Annotated in this window: 10 protein-coding genes; all 10 read left to right on the plus strand. The window is 49.4% G+C overall.

Annotation, left to right across the window (positions count from 1 at the left end; translation table 11 throughout):
* Positions 1-27: 27 nt before the first annotated feature.
* The 10 genes from ABGT54_RS01760 to hflX all read left to right on the plus strand — a co-directional run bounded on the left by ABGT54_RS01760 (position 28) and on the right by hflX (position 12148).
* Positions 28-1893, plus strand: a complete 1866-nt coding sequence (locus ABGT54_RS01760) for a vWA domain-containing protein (protein WP_346662572.1) — start codon at positions 28-30, stop codon at positions 1891-1893.
* Positions 1800-3233 (plus strand): Cna B-type domain-containing protein, encoded by a 1434-nt coding sequence (locus ABGT54_RS01765; RefSeq protein WP_346662573.1) that lies wholly within the window; start codon positions 1800-1802, stop codon positions 3231-3233. The genes ABGT54_RS01760 and ABGT54_RS01765 overlap by 94 nt, the downstream gene beginning before the upstream one ends.
* A gap of 795 nt (positions 3234-4028) precedes the next feature.
* Positions 4029-4709 (plus strand): response regulator transcription factor, encoded by a 681-nt coding sequence (locus ABGT54_RS01770; protein ID WP_346662574.1) that lies wholly within the window; start codon positions 4029-4031, stop codon positions 4707-4709.
* A complete protein-coding gene (locus ABGT54_RS01775) occupies positions 4710-6176 on the plus strand; it encodes a HAMP domain-containing sensor histidine kinase (protein WP_346662575.1) in 1467 nt (488 codons plus the stop codon).
* A gap of 44 nt (positions 6177-6220) precedes the next feature.
* Entirely contained in the window at positions 6221-6832 is a 612-nt protein-coding gene (hisH, locus tag ABGT54_RS01780; protein WP_346662576.1) for an imidazole glycerol phosphate synthase subunit HisH, read from the plus strand.
* Positions 6833-6845: 13 nt separating this feature from the next.
* Positions 6846-7607 carry an imidazole glycerol phosphate synthase subunit HisF gene (hisF, locus tag ABGT54_RS01785; RefSeq protein WP_346662577.1) on the plus strand — a complete coding sequence of 254 codons (762 nt, stop codon included), beginning with the start codon at positions 6846-6848 and terminating at the stop codon, positions 7605-7607.
* Positions 7608-7630: 23 nt separating this feature from the next.
* Entirely contained in the window at positions 7631-8299 is a 669-nt protein-coding gene (locus ABGT54_RS01790) for a uracil-DNA glycosylase (RefSeq protein WP_346662578.1), read from the plus strand.
* A 130-nt stretch (positions 8300-8429) separates the two neighbouring features.
* The gene (locus ABGT54_RS01795; RefSeq protein WP_346662579.1) at positions 8430-10292 is read left to right on the plus strand and encodes a heavy metal translocating P-type ATPase; all 1863 of its coding nucleotides are present in this window, start codon (positions 8430-8432) and stop codon (positions 10290-10292) included.
* Between the two features lie 34 nt (positions 10293-10326).
* Positions 10327-10854, plus strand: coding sequence for a tetratricopeptide repeat protein (locus ABGT54_RS01800; protein WP_346662580.1), 528 nt, complete (start codon positions 10327-10329; stop codon positions 10852-10854).
* A gap of 13 nt (positions 10855-10867) precedes the next feature.
* Positions 10868-12148, plus strand: coding sequence for a GTPase HflX (gene hflX, locus ABGT54_RS01805; RefSeq protein WP_346662581.1), 1281 nt, complete (start codon positions 10868-10870; stop codon positions 12146-12148).
* Positions 12149-12152: the final 4 nt, after the last annotated feature.

Genomic DNA, 12152 nt, shown 5'->3' on the forward strand with positions numbered 1-12152 from the left:
AAAGCTGTGTATACGGCGGGTGAATATATGAAACATAAACGGAAACTTTCTGCCTTTTTTCTGACTATACTTTTTTGCGTGCTGATCTGCGGATATGTACAGTCAGTGTTGGCAACAGATGCGGTAAACAGTATCGTTTCTATCGAAAACGGAAAGATTCTTCGAGAAGATGGGAGTGTGGAATACGGCAGGCCTGAGGCAGATGAAGGAGACAGGGAGCCCTGCGTAAAGGAAGAACCAGGCCAGGCGCAATACTATGACCGGTACATGCAAAAAGGAACAGATTCCAGGATCAGTCTGATGTCGGTTCCGGATGTCCGGAATCTGACGACAGATATCCGGAAGAGGACACAATGGGTGGACCCATCAAATGGAAACGGAAAAGTGACGCTTCAATATCGGTCAAACTCCGGAATGATTCAGGGGACAGAAGACATGAATGTCATACTGATTCAGGACAAGTCCGGCTCTATGGATGCGAATTACGGATACAATCTGGAAGTGGTGCGCCGCGGATGGGGAACTCCGGATGCAGTCCTGTGGTATCCGATTCAAAATTCTTACGGGTGGTCGGAAACCGTCAGCGATATCGCAACGGAAGAAAACTATATGCAAAGGCTTCTTTTTAAAGATGCAGATTCCGGATATCCAGGGTACAGAGAAGGCTGGATGCACAACGGAGAGATGAGCTATAATTCTCCCTGTCAGGAGGATGCTCACTATTACCTGCTGACAGAAACGGATCCTGCCACCGGGCTTCCGGCCTGGTCTATGGTTCAGGGAAATAATCTTTATAACATAGCGAAGACGGATCTGCATCACTATCAGATGATCTCGCGGGATGAAGCAAGAAATCAATATCTTGCCGAGGGAAGAAGAGTTGTCCGGATGACCCGGGGAGTCTATTATGATGAAAAAGGAGAAAAGAATTATCCGTCAGAAGAGCAGCCTGCTTATTTTCTGGATGTGACACAGATGATCAAACATGGCGGGAAATGGATCTTAAGTACCTGTGCCATGCAGCAATGTCAGACCAATGACCGTCTGGCAAAATCACAGGATTTTATGAACACGCTTCTGACACAGATCTTTGCTTTCAACCCGGACAATCAGGTTGCTTATATTCCCTTTTGGGGGGATGTGCCCAAACAGGGAAACTGGGATAACGCACATGCAAACGGTTCGGCAGATGGATTGTATATTGATAATGCAGGCCGTATGACCAGGCAGGAGGGTGTGACGGAGATTGGTTTTACGACAGACCAGAAACAATTGAAGGATCAGATCGATCATGCGTTTACTTATGACGGGACGAATTGGGCAATAGCGTTTCAGGAGGCGTTGGCGCTGTTGGAAGGGCGCAGTCTGGAGGATGCACAAAAGGATACATTGATCGTGTTTCTGACAGACGGTATGCCACAGGGAACCGTAGGAACGTCTCTGGACAGTGAAAATCCCAGAATTAACGGAGAAAATGAGATCGCCAGGCTCCGGAAGATTCCGGGGGTAACCATTTATGCCTGCGGGGTAGGGGTGAATCAGTATGACCAGACCGGATTGAAGCAGCGGATGGATCAGACAGATTCTACCGGAACTGCCGCATATGCCAGGGTTACCAGTGATTTTGAACAGTTGAAAAAAGAGATCATGGACCGGATCGACCGGCAATATGTGATAGATATCCAGGGAAAAGACGCTTTTTATACAGATCAGTTAAGCGCTCCGTTCTCACTGGATGAAAGGAAATTATCTTCCGGGTGGAAAGTGCTGGACGGAACGGGAGAGGAAAAGAAAAAGGAGTGCCGCTGGAAGTATATCAGGCAGCCCTTCATGGAGCGCAGTATATTTACGTCAGGGATAGCAGGACCATATACTGGCATATCGGAGAGCTGACAGACGGAGGATATCAGGAGACGGGCCATGAGATGTCGTTTCCCATTTGCTACGGGGATTACCAGAATTCTACGGACGGGGCTGATAAGGCAATGGTCTCTAATGAGGAACAGAAGCTGACTTATACGACGACGCAGGAGCCGGAACGTATTTTGGAACAGACAATGTCTGCTCCCAGCATCATTTTTAACAGACAGAAAAAACCGGATATTACAGTAAATAAATCCATAGAAGGCGCTGTTTTCGAGAAAGATACGAAGTATCGTTTTGTCTGTACGAAAGAAAAGGAGACGAAGGAGTATGTAAAAGATATTGCCGGAGAGACGTATTTGACAGTGAAAGCAGGGGAAACTGCAGGGACAGCCAGGATCAGTGATCTGGAACCGGGGACTTATTATATCTATGAGGTGGATGAAATGGGACGGATTCTTTCCAGGCAGACTGGCGTAGCAATTCTTACTGAGAAAGCGGCGATCACCACGGCAGAAGCAGGTGGAAGCGTGCCCCCTTCTGTACAATCCTCTGATGCAGAGATCCTTCAGAACCAGGATAATGTTTTGAGGATCCAAACGGAAGGGGCGTCGGTCCTGTTTCAAATTGAATATATAAAAGTGCAGGTGGAAAAAATATGGAAAGACGAAGACGATCCGGACAGGCCAAAAGAAGCAGAGATTTTTCTCCTAAGAAACGGGGAAAAAATCCAGACAATGAAATTAACAGAAAAGGCAGGATGGAAGGGGACATTTCAAAATCTGGAAAAGTATGATGCGAAAGGAAAGATGTATCAATATACGGTAGAAGAGAAAGAAATCACCGGATATCATTCAAAGATCCGTCAGACGGGGGACTATTCATACGCGATTGAGAATACTTTGCTAAAAGGAAGCGTGAAGATCCGTAAACTGGATATGGACGGGAAAACGCCTCTTGCCGGAGCTGTGTTTGAATTGCAGGACAAAAGGGGAAAACGTATGGAAAAGAAAGATACCGGAGAAAATGGAGAAGTTTTATTTGCGGATCTTGCGCCGGGCGTTTATACAATTACAGAGATTCAGACAGCAAAAGGACATACTTTGTTGAAGGAGCCGCTGACCATAACGATTCCGCTTAAGATGTCTGAACAGGAAGTGGAAGATAAAAAGGTTGATAAAAGCCAATGTGTTTATGCGCCGGAAGAAAAGCTGTATTTATTCTATGATCATACTTATGAGATTACAAATCACGCTTCGTTTCAACTTCCGGTGACAGGAGGAGAAACACCGGCAGGAATATACGTTATGATGGCAGCCGGATTGGCCGCACTTGCGGGAGCAGTGTGGCTGGCACGCAAAAAAATATAGGATAAGAAAGAGGATAAACAGCAGCTGCTGCGTAAAACACAGACGTAGACGGCTGCTGTTTTTGTGGTATAATGATTGCACATGAGTGCAATCCGGCCCAATTGCATTGGGCCGCCCCGCTGCGCGGGGAGTTCTACCGGCAAGCCACGGCTTGGGAAGTAAATGCCGCCTGCGGCGTCGCTTCCTTCCCTGCGCGCGTGGTATAATGATTGCACATGAGTGCAATCCGGCCCAATTGCATTGGGCCGCCCCGCTGCGCGGGGATTCTACCGGCAAGCCACGGCTTGGGAAGTAAATGCCGCCTGCGGCGTCGCTTCCTTCCCTGCGCGCGTGGTATAATGATTGCACATGAGTGCAATCCGGCCCAATTGCATTGGGCCGCCCCGCTGCGCGGGGATTCTACCGGCAAGCCACGGCTTGGGAAGTAAATGCCGCCTGCGGCGTCGCTTCCTTCCCTGCGCGTGTGGTATAATGATTGCACATGAGTGCAATCCGGCCCAATTGCATTGGGCCGCCCCGCTGCGCGGGGATTCTACCGGCAAGCCACGGCTTGGGAAGTAAATGCCGCCTGCGGCGTCGCTTCCTTCCCTGCGCGTGTGGTATAATGATTGCACATGAGTGCAATCCGGCCCAATTGCATTGGGCCGCCCCGCTGCGCGGGGATTCTACCGGCAAGCCACGGCTTGGGAAGTAAATGCCGCCTGCGGCGTCGCTTCCTTCCCTGCGCGTGTGGTATAATGATCACAGAAATGTCACAGGTCTCTGTTATGATAAGATAAAATGGAGGGCAAAAGTATGGAAAATTTAAAAATACTGGTTGTAGATGATGAAAGCCGTATGCGGAAACTGGTCCGGGATTTCCTGGAGCGGGAGGGATATGAAGTTCTGGAAGCGGCAGACGGCGTGGAAGCTATGGATATTTTTTATGAAGAAAAGGAGATCGCGCTGGTTATTCTGGATGTTATGATGCCCAAAATGGACGGGTGGCAGACTTTGCGGGAGATTCGGCAAAGTTCTCAGATACCGGTGATCATGCTGACGGCAAGGGCGGAAGAGCGGGACGAACTGCAGGGATTTAAGCTGGGGGTAGACGAATACATTTCCAAGCCTTTCAGCCCGAAGATTCTGGTAGCAAGAGTCGGGGCTCTGTTAAGACGCAGCCATGGCATGGGCGCAGGAGAAGTCCTGACAGCCGGAGGCATTACGGTGGATAAGTCCGCTCATCAGGTCAAGATTGACGGCAAAGAGATTGAGCTTAGCTATAAAGAATTTGAGCTGCTTGCTTATTTTCTGGAAAATCAGGGGATTGCGCTTTCCAGGGAAAAGATCCTTAACAATGTATGGAATTATGATTATTTCGGGGATGCCAGGACTATTGATACGCATGTGAAAAAACTGCGGAGTAAAATGGGTGAAAAGGGTAGCTATATAAAAACCATCTGGGGAATGGGTTACAAATTCGAGGTGGACGCGTAAATGAAGTATTCAGTCAGGCGGCAGATGATCGCCATCTTTATTGCGCTTCTGGTGTGCATGCTGGCGGCCCTTCTTGTCATCAACGTCACATTTCTCGAACCTTACTATATTACGAATAAGGAGAAAAGCTTCCGGGAAATGTATGACGGGCTGGGGCAGCTGGTTGAAGAACAGGCTTATGAAGAAGAGGGCTCTACCAGTGAGCTCCTGAAGCAGGCGGAACGCAACAACATGTCATTTCTGATCCTGGACCAAAGAAGCGGGAAAAAATATACGAATGTCCATAATGAAGAAATGCTGCTGAATCAGCTGCTGGGATATGTGATCAATCAGGCACAGAAAAGTGGGCAGATCCTGGAAAGCACGGATTCGTATCAGATGCTTCAGGCAAGAGATCCATGGAATGAGACAGAGTATCTGGTTATGTGGGGAAAATTTAAAGACGGGAGTCAGTTCCTGATGAGAAGTCCCCTGGAAAGTATGCGCGAAAGCGCGGCCATCTCCAATCGTTTCCTGATATATATCGGCAGTGTTCTGATCGTGATCGGCGGCATTCTGGTCTGGTACTTTTCTAAAAAGCTGACAGATCCGATCCTGGAACTGGCTAAGTTGTCAGATCAGATGGCCAATCTGAATTTTGAAGCAAAATATACCAGCGGAGGTCAAAATGAGATCGGAGAGCTGGGCGCGAATTTTAACCGCATGTCCTTCAGACTGGAGCAGACGATCTCGGAATTGAAAAAGGCAAATAACAGCCTTTTGAAGGATATTGAACAGAAAGAGAAGCTGGAAGAAATGCGGAATGAATTTCTGGGAAATGTTTCTCATGAACTGAAGACGCCCATCGCACTGATCCAGGGGTACGCAGAAGGGCTTAAAGACGGGATCAGCGACGATCCGGAGAGCAGGGAATTTTACTGTGATGTGATCATGGACGAAGCCATGAAGATGAACCAGATGGTGAAAAATCTGCTGACTCTGAATCAGCTGGAATTTGGCGATGAGGACATCGAATTTACACGCTTTGATCTGGCGGCGCTGATCCGGGGAGTCTTACAGAGTATGGAGATCCTGGCGTCCCAGGAGGGAATACGAATGGTCTTTGGTCAGGAAGAGCCGGTCTATGTGTGGGCGGATGAGTTTAAGACCGAGCAGGTGATCCGTAATTATGTCAGCAATGCCATCCATCATGCGGCGGCGGAAAAAGTTGTAGAAGTAAAGATTGTAAAAGAAGGAAAGAAAGCAAGGGCAAGCGTCTTTAACACAGGGAAACCAATCCCGGAATCCGACCTTTGTCATATCTGGGAGAAGTTTTATAAAGTGGACAAAGCCCACACCAGGGAATATGGAGGAAATGGCATAGGGCTGTCTATCGTAAAGGCCATCATGGAGTCTTTTCATCAGGAATATGGCGTGAAGAATTATGACAATGGTGTTGAATTCTGGTTTGAACTTGATGTAGAATAAAAAGATATTATGGGAAAGAAATGGGAAAGAAGAGGAGCAGAGGATTGATAGCGATCATAGATTACGATGCGGGAAATATAAAAAGTGTAGAAAAAGCGCTGATCCATCTGGGACAGGAGGTGGCTGTCACCAGAGACGCCGGCCAGATCCTGAATGCAGACCAGGTTATTCTGCCCGGAGTGGGTGCTTTTGGCGATGCCATGGAAAAACTTCACAGATACGACCTGGTGCCTGTGATCCGTCAGGTGGCGGAAAGAGGGACACCTTTTCTGGGAATCTGCCTGGGGCTTCAGCTTTTATTTGAACGAAGCGACGAGGCGCCCGGGACAGAGGGGCTTGGAATCTTAAAGGGAGAGATTTTGCGGCTGCCGGAAAAAGAAGGATATAAGATCCCTCATATGGGATGGAATTCCCTGGAACTTCTTCATAACGGCAGATTATTCCGGGGGCTTCCGGAAGAACCTTATGTATATTTTGTACATTCTTATTATTTGAAAGCAGCGGATGAAAGGATCGTAACAGCCAGGACAGAGTATACTACCATGATCCATGCTTCCGTGGAGCAGGGGAATGTGTTTGCCTGCCAGTTCCATCCGGAGAAGAGCAGCAGCACAGGCTTGCAGATCCTGAAAAATTTTGTGGAAACAAAGGCATAGGAGGGGACACAGAATGCATACAAAACGGATCATTCCCTGCCTGGATGTCCATGACGGACGGGTAGTAAAAGGAGTGAATTTTGTAGATTTAAGAGATGCCGGAGACCCGGTGGAGATCGCGGCGGCTTATGACAAAGCGGGCGCTGATGAACTGGTGTTTCTGGATATTACGGCAACTTCGGATGCAAGAAAAACGGTGACAGAGATGGTGCGAAGGGTGGCGCAGACGGTGTTTATCCCTTTTACGGTAGGCGGCGGGATCCGGACAGTGGAAGACTTCCGGGCGCTTCTGCGGGAAGGAGCGGATAAGATTTCCATTAATTCATCGGCGATCAATACGCCTTCCCTTATTTCAGAGGCGGCAGACAAGTTCGGAAGCCAGTGCGTAGTCGTGGCGATCGACGCAAAGCAGCGGCCGGACGGCACCGGGTGGAATATTTATAAAAATGGCGGCCGGATCGATGTGGGGATTGATGCGGTGGAATGGGCGATGACGGCAGAAAAGCTTGGGGCAGGAGAGATCCTTCTCACCAGTATGGACTGTGACGGCACCAAGGCAGGTTACGATCTTGCGCTTACCAGAGCAATCGCAGAGGCGGTCAATATTCCTGTGATCGCCAGCGGCGGAGCAGGCACGAAAGAGCATTTTTACGAGGCTCTGACACTGGGCAGGGCGGATGCGGCTCTGGCGGCTTCTTTGTTTCATTACAAGGAACTTGAGATCCGGGATGTAAAAGCGTATCTGCGACAAAAAAATGTTCCGGTCCGTCTGTAGACCGAATGTGGGAAGGGGTACATATGGCAGCGATTTCCAATGACTGGCTGGATGCTCTGAAAGGAGAGTTCCGCAAGCCGTATTATAAACAATTATTTGAAACTGTAAACAGAGAATATCAGACCCGGCAGATTTTTCCTCCGGCTGACGACATATTCAACGCATTTCATCTGACCCCGCTCCACTGTGTGAAAGCGGTGATCCTGGGACAGGATCCCTATCACAATTACGGACAGGCGCACGGGCTTTGTTTCTCCGTACAAAAAGGAGTGCAGATCCCGCCTTCTCTTGTCAACATCTATCAGGAGCTGCATGATGATCTGGGATGCAGGATCCCGGATCACGGCTGTCTGACCAAGTGGGCAAAACAGGGCGTATTGATGCTGAACACGGTACTGACGGTCCGGGCCCACCAGGCCAATTCCCACCGGAATATCGGATGGGAAGAATTTACGGACGCGGCGATCCGGGCGCTGAACGAGCAGGATCGTCCCATTGTTTTTATCTTATGGGGAAGCCCGGCGGCAAAAAAAGAACGCATGTTGACGAATCCGAATCATTTGATCTTAAAAGCGCCTCATCCGAGTCCCCTTTCAGCATACCGGGGATTTTTCGGAAGCCGTCCGTTTAGTCAGACAAACGCATTTCTGGAAGCGCATGGAGTATCTCCCATTGACTGGCAGATTGATTAAATGTGAAATAATTCATTACAAAAATATTAATTTTCCTTTCATTTTATGCCAAACGGTTGAAATAAAAATCGCCGTTTGGCATAATTATTTATAATGGTTATCTATAACAGTTATGAAAAGGACAGGAACTATGACGGGAGAACTGAAGAGAAGGGTAAAAATATATGGAGCAGGCGTGATCCTTTACCTGCTGGCCATCGCAGTGACTACACAGGCGATCCTTCCGGATGCGCTGCGTTTTGTGTGGTTTTTCGCGGCTTACCTGCTTATCGGGTTTGATGCATTTCAAAAGCTGCAGGAGGCTTTTCTGAAAAAGAAATTTCTGACAGAGTATACGCTGATCATTCTTGCAACGATCGGCGCTTTTGGCGTGGGCAGATACGCAGAAGGCGTTCTTGTGATGCTGCTGTTTGAACTGGGGATGATGTTTGAAGCATATACCACAGACAATGCCAGGCGTTCGATTGAGAGTATGATCAATATCCGGCCGGAGTCTGCGACCAGAAAGGTACGGGGAAGAGAATTTAAAGTAGATCCTTCTTTATTAAAGCCGGGACATACGATCGTGATCCGTCCCGGGGAGAGGATTCCTGCAGATGCGGTTGTGACTTCAGGAACCACAAGCATTGATACGAAAGCGCTGACCGGGGAATCGGTTCCCAGAGCGGCCTGGCCGGGGGATCAGATCTATGGCGGCTGCATTAACCTAAGCGGAGAGATCGAAGCAAAGGTTACCGCCCTGTATGTAGATTCTACAGTTTCCCGGATTATGGAAATGGTGGAAGACGCGCAGAATAAAAAAGCAGAGAGCGAAAGTTTTGTTTCCAGATTTTCCCGGGCGTATGTTCCGGCTATGCTGATCTGCGCCCTGGCGGTAATGATCTATCCTTCCCTGACATTTTCCTATGGGAACTGGGAGACCTGGATCTATCGCGGGCTGATCTTTCTGATCATTGCCTGCCCGACAGGGCTTGTGATGTCAGTGCCCATCGCATTTCTGGGAGGGATCGCTTCGGCGGCCAGACACGGGGTTGTGGTAAAAGGCGGCAATTACCTGGAAACTCTGGCAAAAGCAGATACGTTTATCTTTGATAAGACCGGAACGCTGACGGAGGGCGTTTTCAAAGTGAAAGAAATCAAAGCGGTGGGGATGACGGAGCAGGAGCTTTTGCGGATCGCGGCTCATGTGGAATATCATTCCAATCATCCCATCGCCCAGTCCCTGAAAGAGGCTTATCAGGGAGAGATCCGGGAGAACAAAGTCTACCGGATGCGGGAAATGCCGGGATACGGCGTAAATGCAATGTTTGAAGGAAAAAGAGTTTATATCGGGAACCGGCGGCTGATGGAGCGCCAGAACATTTCCTGTGAAGAGGTAACCGGCACGGGTACGCCGGTGTTTGTGGCTGTCGCGGATCATTATGCCGGATACATATTGATCGCAGATTCGGTCAAAGAAGACGCGAAAGAAACGCTTCAGTATCTGCGGGAAAAATGCAGGGCTGTACTGGTTATGCTGACCGGAGATACCACCAGCTCCGGCAAAGAGGTTGCAAAGGAGCTGCAAATGGATTATGCTTATACCAACCTGATGCCGGAAGATAAACTGGAACAGCTCCAGGATTTTATGAGTCTGCAGGACGGCAGTGAAAAACTGGTCTGTGTAGGGGATGGGATCAATGATGCGCCGGTGCTGGCAAGGGCGGACGTGGGGATTGCCATGGGCGCGCTTGGATCGGCGGCGGCTGTGGAGGCTGCGGATGTGATCCTGATGGATGACGAACTGTCCAGAATTGTTGACGCGATCAAGATCGCCAAGGAGACGCTGCGGGTAGTCAGCCAGAATATTACGTTTGCCATGGTGGTAAAGGTTCTGATCCTGATCCTTGCGGCAGTGGGATGGTTTGGAATGTGGGAGGCCATTCTGGCGGAGGTTGGCGTTATGTTTGTGGTCATCTTAAATGCTGTGTGGGTGGTCAAGTATCAGGTATAGTCTGTCGGTGTGACAGAAGTTAGGAGATTGGATCATGAAAATAAAAGCAGTGATACCGGCGCTTGCGCTGGCACTTTCCCTTGCCGGCTGTTCCGGTTCTCCGGAAAAGGGGCTGGAATATCTGGAAGCAGGGGAATATGAGCAGGCGGAAGAAGAGTTTCAGGCGGCGGCCGAAAAGGGAAATCATCCCGGCGAAGCTTATCGGGGACTGGGGATTGCCAGATGGGAATTAAAGGATTATGAGGGCGCGAAAAAAGCGTTTAAGAGCGCGCTGGAAAATGGGGCCCAGAAGACCGGTACTCTTTATAATTTTATTGGCTGCTGTGCGCTGCGCTTGGAAGAACCTTCCTCGGCGCTGAATTATTTTAATTTGGGTCTTACCAGGGAAGGAAATAGCGAAGAACTGGTGCAGGAGATGAAGTATAATGTGATAGCAGCCTATGAGCAGATGGAGGACTGGCAGAGCGCTGTGCAGAAGCTTGAAGAGTATCTGGAAGAATACCCGGACGATGAAAACGCCCGCAAGGAACTGACATTTCTTGAGACCAGAGAATTAGAGTAGGATGAAGAACTGTATGATTGAATTGGCAGAAGAACAGGAACGGGTCATTCTGGTGGGGGTGAGCCTGGGAGATCAGGAGGAAGCCAGACGATCCCTTGAGGAATTAAAGGAGCTTGCCGGGACGGCCGGCGCTGTAACGGAAGGTTGTGTGATCCAGAGCCGGGAACAGATTCATCCAGCAACCTATGTGGGAAAAGGAAAGCTGGAAGAGATCAGGGATCTTCTGTGGGAAACGCAGGCGACCGGTGTGATCTGTGATGATGAACTTTCGCCTGTGCAAATGAAAAACCTGCAGGATGAGCTGGACGCTAAGGTTATGGACCGGACCCTTCTGATCCTGGATATTTTTGCAGGCAGAGCTTCTACCAGCGAAGGGAAGATCCAGGTGGAGCTGGCACAGCTGAAATACCGGCAGACCAGGCTGGCCGGATTTGGAACGGCCATGTCAAGGCTTGGCGGGGGGATCGGCACCAGAGGGCCCGGGGAAAAGAAACTGGAAATGGACCGGCGACTCATCAAGAGCAGGATCGCTCAGCTGAACCGGGAACTGGCGGCAGTCAAACGACATCGTGAGGTTACGAGAGAACAGAGAAGCAAAAGCCGCATTCCGGTGGCGGCCATTGTGGGATATACAAACGCAGGGAAATCTACACTTTTAAATACCCTAACCGGCGCTGGGATCCTGGCGGAAGATCAGCTTTTTGCGACCCTGGATCCGACAACCCGGGAGAGAAAGCTTCCCAGTGGACAGAAGATCCTTCTGACAGATACGGTGGGATTCATCCGGAAACTGCCCCATCATCTGATCGATGCATTTCGCAGTACACTGGAGGAGGCAAAGTATGCAGATCTGATCCTGCATGTGGTGGACGCGTCCAGTCCGCAGATGGATGAACAGATGTATACGGTTTATGAGACGCTTCATAACCTGGAGATCACAGATAAGCCGGTAATCACGGTTTTTAATAAGAAAGACAAGGCAGGATTTGATCAGATGGCCAGAGATTTCCGCGCAGACCACACGGTACGGATCTCGGCAAAGAGCGGAGATGGCCTGGATGAACTGCTGGTTGCTATTGAGACAGTGCTTCGCCAGCAGAAGATTTATATTGAAGATCTGTATTCTTATCATGAGGTCCCAAAGATTCAGCTGATCCGAAAATACGGAGAAATAAACACTGAGGAATACCGGGAGGACGGGATTTTTGTGCAGGCATTTGTACCGGCAGAGATTTACGCGAAAGTGAAAGGAGACGCGTCCGGCAAATCCGTTCAGACGAATTCTGCCGGATAACAGA

Origin of the sequence: uncultured Merdimonas sp. (genome assembly GCF_963929015.1) — a bacterium.
GTDB lineage: Bacteria > Bacillota > Clostridia > Lachnospirales > Lachnospiraceae > Merdimonas.

Bases quoted from the DNA above. Each gene is read 5' to 3' on its own strand.
- ABGT54_RS01795 (WP_346662579.1), top strand. From the start codon at position 8,430: ATGACGGGAGAACTGAAGAGAAGGGTAAAAATATATGGAGCAGGCGTG.
- hisF (WP_346662577.1), top strand. From the start codon at position 6,846: ATGCATACAAAACGGATCATTCCCTGCCTGGATGTCCATGACGGACGG.
- hflX (WP_346662581.1), top strand. From the start codon at position 10,868: ATGATTGAATTGGCAGAAGAACAGGAACGGGTCATTCTGGTGGGGGTG.
- ABGT54_RS01770 (WP_346662574.1), top strand. From the start codon at position 4,029: ATGGAAAATTTAAAAATACTGGTTGTAGATGATGAAAGCCGTATGCGG.
- ABGT54_RS01800 (WP_346662580.1), top strand. From the start codon at position 10,327: ATGAAAATAAAAGCAGTGATACCGGCGCTTGCGCTGGCACTTTCCCTT.
- ABGT54_RS01760 (WP_346662572.1), top strand. From the start codon at position 28: ATGAAACATAAACGGAAACTTTCTGCCTTTTTTCTGACTATACTTTTT.
- ABGT54_RS01790 (WP_346662578.1), top strand. From the start codon at position 7,631: ATGGCAGCGATTTCCAATGACTGGCTGGATGCTCTGAAAGGAGAGTTC.
- ABGT54_RS01775 (WP_346662575.1), top strand. From the start codon at position 4,710: ATGAAGTATTCAGTCAGGCGGCAGATGATCGCCATCTTTATTGCGCTT.